Source organism: Variovorax sp. KBW07, assembly GCF_003852515.1.
Lineage (GTDB): Bacteria > Pseudomonadota > Gammaproteobacteria > Burkholderiales > Burkholderiaceae_C > Variovorax.
Genome location: NZ_QAJK01000154.1, coordinates 38,536 through 56,677, shown reverse-complemented (window position 1 = coordinate 56,677; position 18,142 = coordinate 38,536). Strand labels below are relative to the sequence as shown.

18 protein-coding genes are annotated in these 18,142 nt (G+C 66.5%); 10 read left to right on the top strand and 8 right to left on the bottom strand.

Annotated features, from left to right (window positions below; translation table 11 throughout):
- Positions 1–64: 64 nt before the first annotated feature.
- The 5 genes from DBV14_RS27835 to DBV14_RS27810 form a co-directional block, all read right to left on the bottom strand.
- Positions 65–943, bottom strand: coding sequence for an ABC transporter permease (locus DBV14_RS27835; protein WP_124464262.1), 879 nt, complete (start codon positions 941–943; stop codon positions 65–67).
- A gap of 133 nt (positions 944–1,076) precedes the next feature.
- Positions 1,077–1,949, bottom strand: a complete 873-nt coding sequence (locus DBV14_RS27825; RefSeq protein ID WP_124464260.1) for an ABC transporter ATP-binding protein — start codon at positions 1,947–1,949, stop codon at positions 1,077–1,079.
- Positions 1,950–2,012: 63 nt separating this feature from the next.
- Positions 2,013–3,023, bottom strand: a complete 1,011-nt coding sequence (locus tag DBV14_RS27820; RefSeq protein WP_124464259.1) for an ABC transporter substrate-binding protein — start codon at positions 3,021–3,023, stop codon at positions 2,013–2,015.
- A gap of 30 nt (positions 3,024–3,053) precedes the next feature.
- Positions 3,054–3,950: a TauD/TfdA family dioxygenase gene (locus DBV14_RS27815; protein ID WP_124464257.1), complete on the bottom strand. Its 897-nt coding sequence runs from the start codon at positions 3,948–3,950 to the stop codon at positions 3,054–3,056.
- A 111-nt stretch (positions 3,951–4,061) separates the two neighbouring features.
- Positions 4,062–5,174, bottom strand: a complete 1,113-nt coding sequence (locus DBV14_RS27810) for a class I SAM-dependent methyltransferase (RefSeq protein WP_124464255.1) — start codon at positions 5,172–5,174, stop codon at positions 4,062–4,064.
- Between the two features lie 37 nt (positions 5,175–5,211).
- On the opposite strand from DBV14_RS27810, the gene DBV14_RS27805 reads away from it, so the two are divergent.
- Positions 5,212–5,988, top strand: a complete 777-nt coding sequence (locus DBV14_RS27805; RefSeq protein WP_124464253.1) for an SDR family oxidoreductase — start codon at positions 5,212–5,214, stop codon at positions 5,986–5,988.
- 22 nt (positions 5,989–6,010) lie between these two features.
- On the top strand, positions 6,011–6,388 hold the full coding sequence (locus DBV14_RS27800) for a dihydroneopterin aldolase (protein WP_124464252.1): 378 nt from the start codon (positions 6,011–6,013) through the stop codon (positions 6,386–6,388).
- Between the two features lie 29 nt (positions 6,389–6,417).
- Here the strand turns inward: DBV14_RS27800 and DBV14_RS27795 are convergent, their stop codons facing one another.
- Complete coding sequence (locus DBV14_RS27795; RefSeq protein WP_124464251.1) at positions 6,418–7,641, bottom strand: MFS transporter; 1,224 nt, start codon at positions 7,639–7,641, stop codon at positions 6,418–6,420.
- Positions 7,642–7,741: 100 nt separating this feature from the next.
- Between DBV14_RS27795 and DBV14_RS27790 the strand changes: the two genes are divergently transcribed.
- The 8 genes from DBV14_RS27790 to DBV14_RS27755 all read left to right on the top strand — a co-directional run bounded on the left by DBV14_RS27790 (position 7,742) and on the right by DBV14_RS27755 (position 13,655).
- Positions 7,742–8,674: a LysR family transcriptional regulator gene (locus DBV14_RS27790; RefSeq protein WP_124464249.1), complete on the top strand. Its 933-nt coding sequence runs from the start codon at positions 7,742–7,744 to the stop codon at positions 8,672–8,674.
- Positions 8,675–8,736: 62 nt separating this feature from the next.
- Positions 8,737–9,669: a tRNA 2-thiocytidine(32) synthetase TtcA gene (gene ttcA, locus DBV14_RS27785; protein ID WP_124464248.1), complete on the top strand. Its 933-nt coding sequence runs from the start codon at positions 8,737–8,739 to the stop codon at positions 9,667–9,669.
- A gap of 46 nt (positions 9,670–9,715) precedes the next feature.
- A complete protein-coding gene (locus tag DBV14_RS27780) occupies positions 9,716–10,351 on the top strand; it encodes a DUF4136 domain-containing protein (RefSeq protein WP_124464246.1) in 636 nt (211 codons plus the stop codon).
- 32 nt (positions 10,352–10,383) lie between these two features.
- The gene (locus DBV14_RS27775) at positions 10,384–11,034 is read left to right on the top strand and encodes a histidine phosphatase family protein (protein WP_124464244.1); all 651 of its coding nucleotides are present in this window, start codon (positions 10,384–10,386) and stop codon (positions 11,032–11,034) included.
- Positions 11,035–11,136: 102 nt separating this feature from the next.
- On the top strand, positions 11,137–11,847 hold the full coding sequence (locus DBV14_RS27770; RefSeq protein ID WP_124464242.1) for a Crp/Fnr family transcriptional regulator: 711 nt from the start codon (positions 11,137–11,139) through the stop codon (positions 11,845–11,847).
- A gap of 70 nt (positions 11,848–11,917) precedes the next feature.
- A complete protein-coding gene (locus DBV14_RS27765; RefSeq protein ID WP_124464240.1) occupies positions 11,918–12,667 on the top strand; it encodes a 2OG-Fe(II) oxygenase in 750 nt (249 codons plus the stop codon).
- An 8-nt stretch (positions 12,668–12,675) separates the two neighbouring features.
- Positions 12,676–13,383 (top strand): AzlC family ABC transporter permease, encoded by a 708-nt coding sequence (locus DBV14_RS27760; RefSeq protein ID WP_124464238.1) that lies wholly within the window; start codon positions 12,676–12,678, stop codon positions 13,381–13,383.
- Complete coding sequence (locus DBV14_RS27755; protein WP_124464236.1) at positions 13,380–13,655, top strand: hypothetical protein; 276 nt, start codon at positions 13,380–13,382, stop codon at positions 13,653–13,655. Before DBV14_RS27760 ends, DBV14_RS27755 begins: the two co-directional genes overlap by 4 nt.
- Positions 13,656–13,695: 40 nt before the next feature.
- Here the strand turns inward: DBV14_RS27755 and DBV14_RS27750 are convergent, their stop codons facing one another.
- Both DBV14_RS27750 and DBV14_RS27745 read right to left on the bottom strand, forming a co-directional pair.
- The gene (locus DBV14_RS27750) at positions 13,696–16,866 is read right to left on the bottom strand and encodes an efflux RND transporter permease subunit (protein WP_124464233.1); all 3,171 of its coding nucleotides are present in this window, start codon (positions 16,864–16,866) and stop codon (positions 13,696–13,698) included.
- On the bottom strand, positions 16,863–18,074 hold the full coding sequence (locus tag DBV14_RS27745; protein WP_124464264.1) for an efflux RND transporter periplasmic adaptor subunit: 1,212 nt from the start codon (positions 18,072–18,074) through the stop codon (positions 16,863–16,865). Before DBV14_RS27745 ends, DBV14_RS27750 begins: the two co-directional genes overlap by 4 nt.
- Positions 18,075–18,142: the final 68 nt, after the last annotated feature.

Below are 18,142 nucleotides of genomic sequence, written 5' to 3'. Positions count from 1 at the left end.
CGTGGGCGCTGCCCTGAATGACCCAAGACAACAGCGCCAAGAACAACCGATAAGAGCCGATCGATCAGCGTTGCTGACCCCATCGACGCACGGTCAAGCGTTCAAGCGTCTTGAAGCCCAGGCTCTCGACCAGCAGGCCTATGAGCACCACCATGGCCAGCCCCGCGAACACGCGGTCGGTGTAGAGCTCGTTGCGGTTCTGGAAGATGTACCAGCCCAGGCCGCCCTTGCCCGACGAGGCACCGAACACCAGTTCGGCCGCGATCAGCGTGCGCCACGCGAAAGCCCAGCCGATCTTCAGGCCCGACAGGATCGACGGCAACGCAGCCGGCACCAGGATCTGCAGCACGTAGCGCAGGCCCTTCAGGCCGTAGTTGCGGCCGGCCATGCGCAGTGTTTCGGGCACGCCCTGGAAGCCCGCATAGGTGTTGAGCGCCAACGGCCACAGCACGGAATGGATCAGCACGAACACCAGGCTGCCCCGGCCCAGGCCGAACCACAGCAAGGCGAGCGGCAACAGCGCGATGGCGGGCAACGGGTTGAACATCGACGTGAGCGTGTCCAGCAGGTCGCGGCCGATCTGGGTGGACACCGCGAGCGTGGTGAGCGCGAAGGCCAGCAGCACGCCGGCAAGGTAGCCCTGCAGCAAGACGGCCAGGGAGATGCGCACCTTCTCGATCAGCTCGCCGCTGGCCAGGCCTTCGAACAACGCACGGGCGGTGGCGGTAAAGGTGGGCAGCAGCAGGTCGTTGTCCTGCCAGCGGGCCGCGAGCTCCCAGAGCACTGCGATGACGACCAGGATCAGGCCCTTGCGCACGCCGGGCTGCGCCCAGATGCGGGCCGGCCACGGCAACACGCGTTCGAGCGGGACTTCGGTGAAGGGCTCGAGCGTGCGCTCGTACTCGGGGCGAACAGGAGGGATGGGAGGCGTGAGAGTGCTCATCGGGTATTGCTCCTTCCCCTTCCGGGGGAAGGCTGGGATGGGGGCGAGCAGCGATGGATGAGCCGGCGGCACTGGATACGCCGCTTGCCTCCACCCCAACCCTCCCCCGGGAGGGGAGGGAGAAAGGCAGGGTTCATGGCGCGGCCGCCACTTCTGGCTCTTCCTCGAACAGCATGTCGTGAATGCGCTTCGCCGTGCCCTGGAACTCGGGGCCGCCCAGGCTTTCGAGAGAGAAGCCATGGCTGTTGATCTCGGCGCGCATGCGGCCCGGGTGCGGCGACAGCAGCGCGATGCGGTTGCCCACCACCAGCGCTTCTTCGATGGAGTGCGTGACGAACAGCAGCGTGAAGCGCACCTCGTCCCACAGCTCGAGCAGCTCCTGCTGCATCTTGCGGCGCGTGAGCGCGTCGAGCGCGGCAAAGGGCTCGTCCATGAGCAGCACGCGCGGCTGCATGGCCAGCGCACGCGCGATCGCCACGCGCTGCTTCATGCCACCGGAAAGCTGGTGCGGATGCACGTCGGCGAACTTCGACAAGCCCACCTTGTCGAGGTAGTGCAGCGCGCGCTCGGCGGCTTCTTTCTTGCCGAGCGTGCGCGAAGCGAGCAGCGGGAACATGACGTTCTGCTTGACCGTTTTCCAGGGCGGCAACTGGTCGAACTCCTGGAACACGACGATGCGGTCGGGGCCGGGCTGCGTCACGCGCTGGCCATCGAGGCGGATCTCGCCTTCGACCGGCGGGATGAAGCCGGCCACGGCCTTCAGCAATGTCGACTTGCCGCAGCCCGAGGGGCCGAGCAGCACGAAGCGGTCGGCGGCGTGGACGTCGAAGCTCACGCGGTGCGTGGCACGAACGACGCGCTCGGGGGTGCGGTATTCGAGGCTGACGCTGTCCACTTGTAGCAGCGGCGCGAGCTCTTGACCCTGGTCTTCCTCCCTCCCCTCCCGGGGGAGGGCCGGGGTGGGGGCAAGCGGCGCCTGCTTCGCCACCGCTCTGCCCGCCCCCATCCCAGCCTTCCCCCAGAGGGGGAAGGAGTCAAACCCGGAAGGCGCCTTCGCCGTGCTCACGGCTCAATTCCCCGAACTGTTCTGCGCATCGTCAAAGAAATAGTCCTTCACCGAAGCCGGCTTGTTCTTGATCGCGCCCACCCTGTGCATGAACTCCGCCAACGGGTAGGTGTTCTGCGGCGTGGTCTTGAACTGCACTTCGGGGTTCTTGATGATCTTCAGCAGCAGCTCGCGGTCGAGCTTCGCGTTGCTCACCTTCAGATAGATGTCCGCTGCCTTCTCGGGGTTGGCGGTGACGAACTTCGCCGCCTCGTCGAGCGCATCGACAAAAGCCTTGTAGGTCTTCGGGTTCTCGCTGCGGAATTTCTCGGTGGCGTAGAGCACCGTGGCCGACGACGGTCCGCCCAGCACCTGGTACGAATTGAGCACGATGTGCGCGTTCGGGTTGCCCGCCAATTCCTGCTCCTGGAACGGCGGATTGCCGAAGTGCCCGGTGATCTCGGTGCCGCCCTTGATGATGGCCGCGGCCGCGTCGGGGTGCGGCAGCGCCACGCTGATCTTGTCGAGGCGGTTGAACTCCTTGTCGCCCCACAACTTGGCCGAGGCGAACTGCAGCACGCGCGACTGCACCGACACGCCGACGGCGGGCAGCGCGATGCGGTCCTTGTCGGTGAAGTCGGCAATGGTCTTCACGTTCGGGTTGTTGCTCACCAGGTAGTACGGGAAGTTGCCGAGCGAGGCCACGCCCTTCACGTTCTGCTTGCCCTTGGTGCGGTCCCACAGCGTGAGCAGCGGGCCCACGCCGGCGCCGGCAATTTCGATGTTGCCGGACAGCAGCGCGTCGTTGACGGCCGAGCCGCCCGACAGCTTGATCCACTCGACCTTGGCATCGACGCCCGCCGCCTTGGCGTGCTTCTCGATCAGCTTCTGTTCCTGCGCCACGTTGAGCAGCAGGTAGACGATGCCGAACTGCTCGGCAATGCGGATCTGCCCTTCGGCATGCGCGGCAAAACTGCCGGCAAGAAGGCCGAGGCCGGTGACGAACGCGGCGGCTTTGCGTGTGAAGCGGTTCATTGAAATCGATCCGGAGAGAAAGAAAAAGAATCAGAAAGGCGTGTCGCCGACGATGGTGGTGCGGTTCAGGCGGCGGCGCAGGTGGTCGGGCGTGCCGGCCGCCAGGTGCATCAGCGAGCGGTTGTCCCAGAACACCAGGTCATGCGGCGCCCACGTGTGGCGGTACACGAACTCGGGCTTGACGCTGTGCGCGAACAGCTCGGCCAGCAGCGCATCGCTCTCGTCTTGCGGCAGGCCGACGATGCGCGTCGTGAAATGCTCGCTGACGAACAGCGCCTTGCGGCCCGTTTCGGGATGCGTGCGCACCACCGGCTGCACGGCGGGTGCCACCTGGTCGATCTGCGCCTGCGAAAGCTTGGGCCGCCATGGATTTTTCGCGCGCAGCTCTTCGTACTTGGCAAGGTAGCTGTGCTCGGCCTTGAGCGGCAGGATGCGTTGCTGCAGCTCGGCCGGCAGCGATTCCCATGCAAGGTGCTGGTCGGCAAAGAGCGTGTCGCCGCCTTCGCTGGGCAGCTCCTGCGCGTGCAGCAGCGAGCCGAGGCTGGGGTTGGGCTTGTACGAAATGTCCGAATGCCAGTACACGCCCGCATCGCCCAGGCCAATGGGCTCGCCGTTCTCCTTGATGTTGGAGACGATCAGTATTTCCGGGTGGTTCCTGAGCTGGAACTGGTGCAGCACATGGATCTCGAGCGGGCCGAAGCGGCGGCTGAATTCGATGTGCTCGGCGGGCGTGATCTGCTGGTCGCGGAACACGACCACGTGGTGGTCGAGGTGCGCGCGGTGGATGCGCGCAAAGTCTTCGGCGTTGATCGGCTTCGAGATGTCGAGGCCGACGATTTCGGCGCCCACCGGTGCGTCGAAGGGGCGCACCTCGAAGTGCTGCGCCGCGGCCCGATGGGCCTGGGCGTTGGGAAGAACGGCAGTCATGCCGCGAATGTAGGGGCCGCTGCGCCGTTCTCCAACGAACTCTTCGTTGCTAGCTTATGACCCGCTCACGCGCCCCTCGGGCCACCCCGGGTCTCGCTCCCCATCGGGGTTTCACAGCGTGTGGCTGCGGTCGCCTTCGGCAAAGCCCATCGCGTCCCAGGGCTCGCCGACCGCGAAGCCGACCACCTTGAACAGCTCACCCATTTCGTGCTCGTGAATCAGCCGCGCCGCCATCGCGCGTTGCGCGGTGGTGCCCTGCTCCATCTTCGACAGCAGGCCGCAGTTCAGCAGAAAGCGCGCCTGGCTGGTGTAGCCCAGCACCTCCAGCCCCGCGTCCTGCCCCGCCAGCGCGATGCCGGTGAAGTCGACGTGCGCGGTGATGTCCTTGTAGCCCACGTCGGCCAGCGGGTCGCCATCGGCCTGGTGGGCGCGGTGGCACATCACCGTGCCCATGTGGCGCTGCGGGTGGTAGTACTCGCTCTCGGGGAAACCGTAGTCGATGAGAAAGGCCGCGCCCTTGTCCAGGCGGTCGGCCAGCGTGGCGATGAAGGCCTGGGCCTGGGGATGGATTTCCGTCAGGTAGTCGTGCGCGCCGACCACCTCGACCGGGGGACGCAGGCCGGTGGCGCGGTCGGCCCAGGCCCAGCCGTCGCCCTGCGCATTGCGCACCACGCCACGCTCGAACCACTGGCCACCAACGCGCGCCAGCAACTGCACCGGCATCGCGTCGAGCACTTCGTTGCCGACCACCACGCCCTGCATCGACCCGGGCAGTTCGCCCAGCCATTCGACCCGGTCCGCATAGCGCACCAGCGCCTGCTGCTGCCGCTCGCGCAGGGTGCCCGACAGGTCGACGATGCGGTAGCGCACGTCGCTTCGGCCCATTTCGTCGAGCGCATGCAGCAGCTGCACCGCCAGCGCGCCGGAGCCCGCGCCGAATTCCCAGACCGTGTCGGTGCCGGTCTTTTCGAGCGCCTGCGCCACCTGCGCCGCCAGTGCCTGGCCGAACATCGGCGTGAGCTCGGGGGCCGTCACGAAATCGCTGCCCGAAGACGGCATGTGGCCGAACTTGGCGGAGCTGTTGGCGTAGTAGCCCAGGCCGGGCGCGTACAGGGCGAGCGCCATGAAGCGGTCGAACCCGATCCATCCGCCGGCGCGTTCGACGGCGCGGGCAATGAGGTGATCGAGGGCGGTGGGTAAACTGTTCGGCGTCTGTGTCGTCACCCCGCCATTCTCTCTCCGTCCCCTTTCCCTTCTTCGCATGAGCGCCGCTTTTCCCTCCCCGACCCGCCGCACCGTTCTTGTCACGGGGGCCGGCCGCCGGCTGGGCCGCGAGATCGCGCTGGCGCTGGCTGCGGGTGGCTGGCAGGTGGCGGTGCACTACCGCAGTTCGCTGGCGGATGCCGAGAAAACGGTGGCCGACTGCGCCGCGCTGTCGGGCGATTCGGCCCTGTTCGTGGCCGACCTCGAAGACGAACAGGCCACGCGCGCATTGCTGCCCCGCGTGGTCGCGCGCTTTCGCACGGTCGATGCGGTGGTGCACAGCGCCGCGCTGTTCGAGCACGACGAGGCCGCGAGCTTCAGCTACGCGCTCATGGAGCGCCATGCGCGCAGCAACACCGGTGCGGCCATCCTGCTGGCGCAGGCGCTGCACGACCACCTGGCGGCGCGCGACACGCAAGGCGCCGTGGTCCACCTGCTCGACCAGAAGCTGTGGAACCCGAACCCCGACTTCCTGAGCTACACGCTGTCCAAGGCCGCGCTGGAAGCCGCCACGCCGATGCTGGCGCTGGCGCTGGCGCCGCACGTGCGGGTGGTGGGCGTGGCGCCCGGCCTCACGCTGGCCAGCCACATGCTGGACGACGACAAGTTCGCGCAGCTGCACAAGCTGTCGCCGCTGGGGCGCTCGTCCACCCCGGCCGACGTGGTGGCCACGGTGAAGTTCGCGCTGGAAAACAGCTCGATCACCGGCACCACGCTGCTGGTCGACGGCGGCCAGCACCTGATGAAATTCGAGCGCGACTTCTCGCTCATGTGAAGAACCTGTGAGCACCACCACCATGCCTTCCCCCCACACCCACGGCCGCCAGACCCTCACCCTGCTGGGCCTGCGCTTCAATGCCAACCTCGGCATCCTCGACCACGAGAAGGTGGCGCCGCAGCCGATCCAGGTCGATGCCGAACTGAGCCTGGGCCAGCAGCCGCTGCTGCCGCAGGACGACGACATCTTCCACGTGCTCGACTACGGCAAGGTGCGCCTGATCATCATCGACGAGTGCACCGCCGAGCACGTGAACCTGCTCGAAAGCCTGATCGGCAAAGTGGTGCACCGTCTGCTGCAGCTGCCCGGCGTGCTGGGCGTGCGCGTGAAGATCGCCAAGCTCGAGATCTTCGACGACTGCGAAGTGGCAATCCGCATGGAAGCCGGCGAGTGGTGAATGCCTGATCGCTTGAGCGCCTGAACGGTTCAGGCCGCTGAGCAGCAGGCCGCCGCGGGCTTGGCCGCGGCCGGCCACATGCGCACGGCCAGCGCGCCGAGCGCCGACAGCGTGGCCAGCAAGGCCACGCCCGACCATCCCCACTGCGCCAGCACCAGGGCGCCCAGCGCCGAGCCCGCCGCCATGCCGATGAACACGCCGGTGAAGAACACCGCGTTGAGCCGGCTGCGCGCACCGGGGTCGATGCCGTAGACGACGGTCTGGTGCGCGATCAGCGCGGCCTGCAGGCCGAAGTCGAAACCGATCGCGCTGGCCACGATGAGCCCGAGCCGGGCAGCCGGCGCCATGAGCGGTGCCAGCAGCATCGCGGCGAACGACAGCACCACCAGCACCGCGCCCAGGCGGATCACCAGCTCCGGCCCGCGGCGGTCCGCGATGCGTCCGGCGATGGGCGCGGCCAGCGCACCCGCCGCACCGGCCAGCCCGAAAGCGCCGGCTGCCGCGCTGCCCAGGTGGAACGGCGCGCCATGCAGCATGACGGCCAGCGTCGACCAGAACGCACTGAAGCCGATCGACAGCAGGCCCTGCGCGAAGGTGGCGCGGCGCAGCGCGCCGTGCTTGCGCCACAGCTGGGCCAGCGAGCCCAGCAGCGCGCCGTAGCCCAGCTGCGTGGTCGGACGCAGGTGCGGCAGGCCGCGCGCCGCGGCAACACCAATGAACGCGATGCTGGCCGCCGCGACCGCGAACATCGCGCGCCAGCCGAAATGCTCGGCCACGAAGCCGCTCAGCACCCGCGACAGCAGGATGCCCAGCAGCAGCCCCGTCATGACCGTGCCGACGACCTTGCCGCGGTGCGCCTCGGGCGCCAGCGTGGCGGCGGCTGGCACCACGTCCTGCGCCAGCGTGGCGGTCAGGCCGATGACGAGGCTGGCCAGCAGCAGCGGCCCGACCGACGGCGAAAAAGCCGCGGCCAGCAGCGCCAGCACCAGCACCGAGGCCTTGGCCAGGATGATGCGGCGCCGGTCGAAGCGGTCGCCCAGCGGTGCCAGCAGCAGGATGCCCAGCGCATAGCCCAGTTGCGTGAGCGTGGGCACGAAGCCGACGCTGCGCGCGGAAGCGCCGATGTCCGGCCCCAGTTCGCCGAGCATGGGCTGGCTGTAGTAGAGCGCCGCCACGGCGAACCCGGCGCTGGCGGCGAGCAGGAGGATCAGCGAGTTAGGCAGCCCATCATGCGTTTTTTGAATGGAAGACATGGCGTTAACCCTTAGGTCATGAAAGCAAGGGTTGAAGTGTGCGGGGCGAAGGCGCGCCAAGGTAGTCCCACGGTTTGAACAATTGATATACGCTTGACGCATGACCACGCCGCTTTCTGCCCCGCCCTCGGTCGACCGCATCGAGCTGATGCAGACCTTCGTGCACATCGTCGAGGCCGGCAGCCTTTCGGCCGCGGCCGCGCAGATGGGCACCACCCAGCCCACCGTGAGCCGGCGGCTGCAGGCACTGGAGCGCTCCCTGGGCGTGCGCCTGCTGCAGCGCTCCACCCACGCCATGAAGCTCACCGAAGACGGCGAGCGCTGCTTCCACCGCGCCAAGGAACTGATCCTGAGCTGGAGCGCCTTCGAGGCCGAACTGCGGGGCGTGGGCGACCACCCCGAAGGCCGGCTGCGCGTGGTGGCGCCGCACGTGTTCGGGCAGCAGTTGCTGGTGGGGCCGCTGGCCGCGTACCTGCACCGCTATCCGCAGATGACCGTCGAATGGCTGCTGCACGACGGCCCGCAGGACCGCACGCCCGACTTCATTGCCGAGGGCGTCGACTGCGCCATCCGCGTCGGCGAAGTGACCGACCCGGGCGTGGTCGCGATCCGGCTGTCCGAGGTGCCGCGCATCGCGGTCGGTGCGCCGTCTCTTTTCAAGGAGGCGGCGCTCCCCGTGCACGCCCGCGACCTCGAAGCGCTGCCCTGGATGGCGGCGCGCAACTTCTACCGCACCGAGATCGCGCTGACCCACGAAACCACCGGCGAGGTGTACCGCGTGCAGATCCGCCCGCGCATGATCACCGACAGCCTCAATGCGCTGCGCAGCGCGGCCGTGCTGGGCGTGGGCGTCGGCGTGCTGTCGACCTGGATGCTGGCCGAGGAGCTCGCGGACGGACGGCTGCTGCACCTGGCGCCGCAATGGCACGCGGCCGCCGCGCCCGTGTACATGGTGTACCCGTACGCGCGCTTCTACCCGGCCAAGCTGCGGCTCTTCGTGGAGGCCATGCGCACCGCCTTTCCCGCCGCGTAGCGTGCGGAATGGGGATCGGGGACAATCGACGCCTTCCCCCGACTCCCCGAAGTAGCCTGCCCATGAACGCCGTCTGGATCGACGAGGCGCCCGCCGCCGCCGACGCCACTGCCAATTCCCTGAAGATCGAACGCGAGACGCACAAGCTCGAAAAGCGCCTGTGCCGCGAGGTCGGCCGTGCCATCGTCGACTACAACATGATCGAAGAGGGCGACAAGGTCATGGTCTGCGTCTCGGGCGGAAAAGACAGCTACGCGCTGCTCGACATCCTGCTCAAGCTGAAGGCCCGCGCACCGATCCACTTCGACATCGTGGCGGTCAACCTCGACCAGAAGCAGCCCGGCTTTCCCGAAGAAGTGCTGCCCAAATACCTGAGCGACCTGGGCGTGGACTTCCACATCGAGAACCAGGACACCTACAGCATCGTCAAGCGCGTCATTCCCGAGGGCAAGACCACCTGCGGCCTGTGCAGCCGGCTGCGCCGCGGCATCCTGTACCGCGTGGCCGACGAACTGGGCGCCACCAAGGTCGCGCTGGGCCACCACCGCGACGACATGCTGCAGACCTTCTTCCTCAACATGTTCTTCGCCGGCAAGCTCAAGAGCATGCCGCCCAAGCTGGTGAGCGACGACGGCAAGCACATCGTGATCCGCCCGCTGGCCTACGTGGCTGAAAAAGACACCGTGCGCTGGGCCCAGCACCGGCAATTCCCGATCATTCCCTGCACGCTGTGCGGCAGCCAGGAAAACCTGCAGCGCAAGCAGGTCGGCGAAATGCTGCGCGAGTGGGACAAGAAATACCCGGGCCGTGTGGAGAACATGTTCACCGCGCTGCAGAACGTGGTGCCTTCTCACCTGCTCGACGGAACGCGGCACGATTTCAAGGGTCTGAAGGCGACGGGCGTGGCGGATGACGACGGCGACAAGGCCTTCGACACGCCCTCTTTCGACCTGCTCTCCCAGGCACCCTCGGCCCTGCGCATCGTCCAGGGCTGATTCGGGCAACCCAGGGGAATTTTGGGCACCTGGCCCGGAGACCCTCATGAAACGTGCGCTTTACGCTCTTCTTCTGGTAGCAACCCTGTCGGGCTGCGCCACCTCCTGGGTGGTCGACAGCGACGTGAAGAGTTTTTCTTCGCTCGGCGCCGTGGCGCCCGGCGCCACCTACCGCTTCGACCGCCTGCCTTCGCAGCAGGCCGACACCGCCCGCCAGGAATCGCTCGAAGCCATGGCCGCCGCCGCGCTCGAGAAGGTCGGCCTGCGCCGCGACGACGCCAGGCCGCAATACACCGCGCAGATCGGCGCCCGCGTGACCGCCGGCCTCTCGCCCTGGGCCGACCCCTGGCTGTTCGACGGCCCCTGGGGTTATGGCGGCTACGGCTACGGCGGCTACTACGGCCATGGCCGCCGCTTCTACGGCAGTGGCTGGTACGGCGGCCCGGCGTTCATGCCGCCCGCGGCCAACCCCTGGTACGAGCGCGAAGTGAGCATCGTGCTGCGCGAAGTGGGCAGCAACCGCGTGGTATACGAAACGCGGGCCCGCAACGACGGCCCCTACAACTCGAGCACGGCCATCCTGCCGGTGATGTTCCAGGCGGCCCTGCAGGGCTTTCCCAATCCGCCGCAGGGCGAGCGCCGGGTGAACATCGACCTGAACCCGCCGACCGCGAAGAAATAGAAGCGGGCAGCGCGCTTCTAGAATCCCCGCGGATGGAAGAAATCACCCGTTTGATCGCCGTTCGCCACGGCGAAACCGCCTGGAATGTCGGCACCCGCATCCAGGGGCACATCGACATCGGCCTGAACGCCACCGGCCTGTGGCAGGCCGAGCGCACCGGCCAGGCGCTGGCCGACGAGCCCATCGGCGTCATCTACGCCAGCGACCTTTCGCGCGCCTGGCAAACCGCCGAGGCCATCGCCAAGCCCCACGGGCTGGCGGTGCAGTCCGAGCCGCGGCTGCGCGAACGCGCATTCGGCGACCTGGAGGGCATGAGCTTCGCGGAGATCGAGGCGATGAAGCCCGAAGAAGCCAGGCGCTGGCGCGAGCGCGACCCCGAGTTCGAACCGGTCGGCGGCGAGAGCCTGCTGACGTTCCGCGACCGCATCACGGGCGTGGCCTCTGAGCTGGCGGCGCGCCATCCGGGCGAACTGGTAACGCTGGTTGCGCACGGCGGCGTGATGGACGTGCTGTACCGCGCGGCCACCCGCCAGGCCCTGCAGGCGCCGCGCACCTGGCAGCTCGGCAACGCGGCCATCAACCGCATGCTGTGGACGCCCGAGGGCTTCAGCCTCGTGGGCTGGAGCGACACCGCCCACCTGGCCCAGGCCGCCGGCCACACGCTCGACGAGACGACGACCTAGCGGGTCTTCGCACGGCCACCTTGCCATGCACAAGTTCGTTGTTCGCCCGACGAAGCCGGCGCCACACTCCCTTCCTGCAGTTCAATGGCCGCGGCCTTCTGAATGAAAAGAATAAATTCCGAATCTTCGGCCTATGCGAGTTGGGACGCCTCCCTGGCGCTCTCGACCCCATGGATCGAAGCCACTCACCTGGGCAATGTCGTCAGCCTGGCGGCTGGAGACGTGCTCGCCCGGGAAGGCGAGCGGCACAGTTATTTTTATCTTCTTCGGTCCGGATTCGTTCATTCGACGATCCAGCGAAGCAATGGCGCCGAATTCCTGCTCGAGATATTCGGGCCGGGCGCGATTTTTGGTGAAGGCCCGGCATTTGCCAACAGGCCTCGTCCGACCACGACGCGGGTGGTTGCGCCCGCCATCCTTAGCCGCTACCTGCCGGCGGACATTACCCAGAAGTTTTCCACCATGCCCGAGCTTGCGGCCTCGCTCATTCAACTGCTGGGCTTCAAGAACAAGATGGTTGTTGAAAAGCTTGCGGGCGTTGCATCGGCGGCCCCCAAAGAGCGGGTGGTCGATTTGCTATTGCGTATTGCGCGATTGCAATCGAACAGCGATTTTCCTTCAGCGCAGGAATCAAGAAATTTTCAAGTCGATTTAACGCACGAGAAAATTGCGGCAATGACCGCATTGAGTCGGGTCACCGTGACAAGAACGCTGAACCTGCTGTCGAAAGAAGGCGTCATCGAAACACGGGCCAAGCAGGTCATCATCCATGATGTTTCCGCACTACGCCGTTTGCATTACAAAAATAGTTAGCTTTCTGTATCGCTGGATACCACGAAAACCCTAACCAGGCGCCATTATTCTCCTCACAATCCAAGAGGAAATGATGGCAGAGTTAACGAAATGGGTGGTTGAGGATATCAACCGCACGACGCCGAACCTCGCGGCGATACATAAATTCTCAATGGGCGACCGGGCAGGTTTGCGGTTCGAGAATTTTCTACAGGAATATCAGGTCGACCTGATATCGCATGCCATTTCCAAAATTGGCATCGAATATTACGAGGGCGACGACAAGGCTGGCAATATCGTCCGCAAAGGAAAGCTCGGCCCCAATTTTTTCCGCTTCAAATCGGATCACGGCGAATATTTTCGCCGGGCACGCATCTTTGAAAAAGTATTCGAGGAGCGCATTCTTGCCCTCGTCAATTTTTTCCCGCGCGTCCAGGAAGTGGCGTCGAAGATGTTTTCCCTGGGCCATGCCGTCGCCGAGCACCAGGGCCGGAACATGATGAACTTCACGGTGCGCATGTTGCCGGAAGCACCGATCCATCGCGACTGGATGCCGGGTGAAAACACCGGGCTTTCATTTGCGCCGCAAATCAGCGAGCAGTTTGCGTGGAACATTTACCTCAAGACGCCCAAATCGGGTGGGCAGACTCGCATCTACAAGGAGCGAGACCCTGCGCTGGCCGGCAAGGGAAATGACTATTTCGAAGTTGCCCCCCGCGTCGGCGATTTGATCATTTTCCGCACCACGCAGGCGCATTCGGTCATGCCAAGCGATGGAGAGCGGCTCACCTTGTCCGGCTTTTTTGGGACCACTCCCGAAAAACTCCTGTTCTGGGTGTAAGGGCCGGGATGGAAAAATCCCTGTCCGCGCCCATGGGAATTTCGCACGGCTGGATTGCGGCGCTGCCTTTCATTCCCAAGGTGCTGGTATTTGGGCTGATCGTCGGCGTTGCCAGCAAGAATGCCGACTGGTCTTTGGGTGAATTGATCTTTGCCGCCTTGAGCGTCAATGCGGCCACCGCTCAATTGGCTGCGCTCGAATTCAACAATTCCGCTCACATGGGCGCGTTGATTGCATTGACCGCCGGGCTCAATGCAAAGCATCTTCTTTTTACGGCCTCGCTCTGGCCCTATATGAAGAACTCCAGCAAATGGCGCGTGGGGCTGGCGGCGGCCATGGTGACCGACAGCAGTTGGACGGCATGCCACATCGCCGCCCAGCGGGGCCCGATCGACGTCAACTTCATCCTGGGGAATGCCTCCGCGCTCACTTTGGCGTGGACGGCGGGCTGCATCGCCGGATTCCAGTTCGGCGCCGTGCTTACGCCGCAGATGCTGTACAGCTTCGGCATGGACGCACTGGTTCCGCTCTCGATGGCGCTGCTGCTGCCCATCGGTCTTCGAAAGAATCCGTACCACCTGACACCTGTAGCAATCGGCGCCGTGGTCGGCTTGCTCTACTGGTGGCGAACCGACCAGCAAGCCATGGCGGTGCTGTTGGCGGGCCTGGCCGGAATGGCGTCCACGCTGTGGATCAACAGGAAGAGCCGGACATGACCGCCATCGTCGTCATGGCCTTGGTCACGATTGCCATCCGCCTGTCGGGCCTGGGCGCGGCTCACTGGCTGTCGCGCTGGCCGGCCGCTGAAATGGCGCTGACCAACGCCGGGCCCAGCCTGATGGGCGCCTATCTCCTGATCCAGATTGCCATCATGCCCACCCTGTTGCTGCCGGTCGCCGTGACCATGGCCGTGGTGTGGCGCTTCGGTGGACTGCAGCTTGCCTTTCTCGCCGGATGGCTGGCGCTCATGGCCGTGCGGCATCTTTGAACCGCGGCCCTGCCGCCGCATGCGACGGCGGCAGCCGCGCTCAGGCGTGCGAAGCCGCGTGCCCGCCGCCCGCGGCTTCGGCCTTCGCCTCGCCCGGCAGTTCGACCATCGGCCCCGTGCCGCTGTAGCGATCGAGCGCCAGGTAGATCGCCGGCGTGATGTACAGCGTGATCACCTGCGAGAAGATCAGTCCGCCCACCACCGCCACGCCCAAGGGCTGGCGCAGTTCGGCACCGGCACCGAGCCCCAGCGCCAGCGGCAATGCGCCCATCAGCGCGGCCAGCGTCGTCATCAGGATCGGGCGGAAACGCAACCGGCAAGCCTCGCGGATGGCGTCCACCGGCTTCATGCCTTCGGTGCGCTGCGCATCGAGCGCGAAGTCGATCAGCATGATGGCGTTCTTCTTCACGATGCCGATCAGCAGCAGGATGCCGATGGTCGCGATCAGCGTCAGGTCGAAGCCGAAGAGCTTCAGTGAAATCAGCGCGCCCACCGCCGCCGACGGCAGGCCGGCAAGAATGGTCAGCGGGTGGATGTAGCTCTCGTACAGCACGCCCAGCAGCACGTAGATGACCAGCACCGCCAGCACCAGCAGCACCGCCTGGCTCGACTGCGAACTCTGGAACACCGCCGCATCGCCGCCGTAGGTGGTGATGATCGAAGGCGGCATCTTCAGCTCGTCCTTGAACTGGTCGATCTTCGCGGTCGCGTTGCCCAGCGGCACGTCGGGCGCGAGGTTGAACGACACCGTCACCGCCTGTAGCTGGCCCTGGTGGTTGACGGATGTGGGGCCCACGGTGCGCCTGATGGTCGAGAAGGCCGACAGCGGCACGAGGCGCCCGGTGGTGCTGCGCACCGACAGGCGCGACACGTCGTCTTCGAACTGCCGGTCGCTGTCGGCGGCCGACAGGATCACCTGGTAGGTGTTGCTGGCGGCGTAGATGCTGCCGATCTGCCGGTCGCCGTACGCGTTGTACAGGGCCGTGCGCAGGTCGCCCACGGCCACCCCCAGCACGCCGGCCTTGTCGCGGTCGATCTCCAGCGTGGCCTGCAGGCCGCGGTTCTGCGAATCGCTGGTCACGTCGCGGAAAGCCGGGTCGGCGCGCATGCGCTCCATGAGCCGCGTGGCCCACGGCACCATCTCGCCGGCGTTCACGCTCTGCAGCGTGTACTGGAAGCGCGCCTTGCTCTGACGGCCGCCCAGGCGCAGGTTCTGCACCGGCTGCATGTACACGGCAATGCCCGGGATTTCACGGAAACGCTGGCGCAGCGATTCGAGCACCTTCGACATCTGCGGGCGCTCGCTGCGTGCCTTGAGCACGGCGAACAACCGGCCCGAGTTCTGCGTGGCGGTGGGGCCGCCCACGCCGACGAAAGAGCTGACGTAGTCGACGCTCGGGTCGTCCTTGAGCGCGGCCGCCACGCGGTCTTGCAGCGCCTTCATGGCGGTGAATGAAATGTCTTCGGCGGCTTCGGTCGTGATCTGGATCTGGCCGATGTCTTCCTCGGGGAAGAAGCCCTTGGGAATGGTCGCGAACAGCCAGCCGGTGATGACGAAGGTCAGCGCCGCCATCAGCAGCATCAGCTTGCGATGGCCCAGCGTCCAGTCGAGCGAACGCATGTAGCCGCCGTGCACCGCGCGGTAGCCGCGCTCGAAGGCGCGGCCAATCGCCGTGCCGGGCTCGGGGTGCTCTTCTTCGTGGTCCAGCCCCCCCTCTTTTTCTTTGCGCGGCACGTGCTTGAGCAGCCGGCTCGCGAGCATCGGCACCAGCGTGAGCGACACCACGGCCGACACCAGCACCGCCAGCGCCACCACCACCGCGAACTCGTGGAACAGCAGGCCGATCACGCCGGGCATGAAGAAGATCGGAATGAAAACCGCCACCAGCGAAATCGAGATCGACACGATGGTGAAGCCCACCTCGCGCGCCCCGCGCAGCGCCGCGGCAAAGGGCTCCATGCCTTTCTCGACGTAACGCATGATGTTTTCGAGCACCACGATGGCGTCGTCCACCACCAGGCCCACGGCCAGCGTGATGCCCAGCAGCGAGACGTTGTCCAGGCTGTAGCCGAAGGCATAGAGCAGCGCCACCGCGCCGATCAGCGAAATCGGAATGGTCGCCGCCGGAATCAGCGTGGCCACCAGCCGGTGCAGGAACAAAAAGATCACCAGCACCACCAGCGCGATGGTGCCCAGCAGCGTGAGCTGCACGTCGTGCACCGCCTCGCGGATCGACAGTGAGCGGTCGTTCACCATCTGGATCTCGACCGACTGCGGCAGCTCGGCCTTGAAGCGCGGGATGAGCGCGCGCACCGCGTCCACCACCTGCACGGTGTTGGCATTGGGCTGGCGCTGCACGGCCAGCGATATGGAGTCCTGGCCGTTGAAGCTGCTGGCGGTCTTGACCGATTCGAAGCTGTCTTCGATGGTCGCCACTTCGTCCAGGCGCACCGGCGCGCCGTTGCGCTGGCCGACGATGAGCTTGGCGAAATCGGCGGCCTTGACGAGCTGCCGGTTGGCCTGGATGGTGAGCGTCTGGCGCGGGCCGTCGAGCACGCCGACCGGCGTGTTGGCATTGGCCGAATTGACCGCCCTGGCCAGTTCGTCGAGCGTGATGTTGCGCGCGTTCAGCAGGTCGGCATTGGCCTTGATGCGCACCGCAAAAGCCTTGCGGCCATACACGCCCACCTGCGCCACGCCGTCGATGGTCGAGAGCGTGGGCGAGATCAGGTTCTCGGCATAGTCGTTGAGCTCGGCCGGGTTCATCGACGGCGAGATCAGCGCGATGAACAGCACCGGCGCATCGGCCGGGTTCACCTTGCGGTACGAGGGCAGTTGCGTCAGTTCCTGCGGCAACTGGCGCTGGGCGCGCAGCAAAGCGGCCTGCACATCGACGGCGGCGGCGTCGATGTCGCGGCTGCTGACGAATTCGAGGGTGAGCGAGGTCACGCCCTGCGTGTTCACCGAGCTGATGGTCTGCAGGCCGGGGATGGTCGAGAACTGCTTTTCGAGCGGCAGCGCGACCGAACTGGCCATGGTGTCCGGGCTGGCGCCGGGCAACTGCGCGTTGACGTTGATGACCGGCGTGTTGTAGCTGGGCAGCGCCGCGACCGGGATGCTGAAGTACGCAAAGATGCCGATGACCACCACCGCGGCGGACAGCAGCACCGTCATTGCCGGACGGCGGATGCAGAGCTCTGAAATGTTCATGCGCGTTCCCGCACGGGCTTGATGTCCGACGAGGCCGCGCTGCCAGGCGTGACGCCCGTGGTGCCGTTGGTGCCGTTGGTGCCGTTGGTGCCGTTGGTGCCGTTGGGCGCGGTGCCCGGTGCCGCGCCGGGCGCGGGCGCTGGCGCGGCAGGCGCCTTGGCGTCTACGCGGACCTTGCCGCCCGGGCGCACGTTCTGGCTGCCCTCGATCACCACCTGCTCACCCGGCTCGATGCCGCTCACCGCGACCTTGGTGCCGAAGGTGTGGAGCGTCTTCACCTTGCGGCGGGTGGCCGTTCGCGTCTCGTCGACCACATAGAGCGAGGTGCCGTCGGCCAGCATCATCAGCGCCGCCGCCGGCACCACGGTGGCGCCTGCCAACGTGCGCACCGTGATGCGGGTGGCCACGAACTGGCCGGGCCAGAGGCTCTGGTCGGCGTTGTTGAACACGGCCTTGGCGCGCACGGTGCCGATCTGCGGATCGACGGTGTTGTCGACGAAGTCGAGCGTGCCGCCCAGCGGCTCCTTGCGCCCGGCCACGATGGCCTCGACCTTCGAGCGGGTGCGCGCGGCGGCCAGCAGGTCCTGCAGGTTGCCCTCGGGCACCGGGAAGCTCACGGCAATCGGGTCGAGCTGCGTCACCGTGACCAGCGACAGCGTGGGCTGCACCAGCGTGCCCGGGTAGATGTTGACGGCGCCGATGCGCCCGGCAATGGGCGCGCGCAGCGTGGCGTAGCCCAGCGCCACCTGCGCCGATTGCACGGCGGCGCGGTCGGCCGCGACGGCGGCACGCTGCGCCTGCAGTTGCGACAGCGTGGCGTCGGCCGCGCTCTTGGCAATGAAGTTCTGCGCCACCAGGTCCTGGCTGCGCTTGTACTGGCGCTCCAGGTCGGCCATGGTGGCCTCGTCTTTCTGCTGCTGGGCCCGGGCGCGCGCCAGGTTGGCCTGGTCGTTGCGGTCGTCCAGCGTGAACAGCAGCTGGCCCGCCTTGACGAACTGCCCTTCCTTCACGTGCACCGCGCTCACGGTGTTGGTGACCTGCGGGCGCATGTCGACGCTGTTCAGGGACACCACGCTGCCATTGACCTGCACCGTGACCGGCACGTCCTGCTTCTCGGCGGTGGCCAGCGTCACCAGGGCGGGCGCGCCGCCATTGGCCGGGGCGCCACCGGCGGCGGTGGGAGCCTTGTCTTTCTTGTTGGCGGCCAGCTTGTTGCCGGACATGCTCCACCACCCGCCCGCGACGGCTACGATCAACACACCCGCGAGGGCGACGG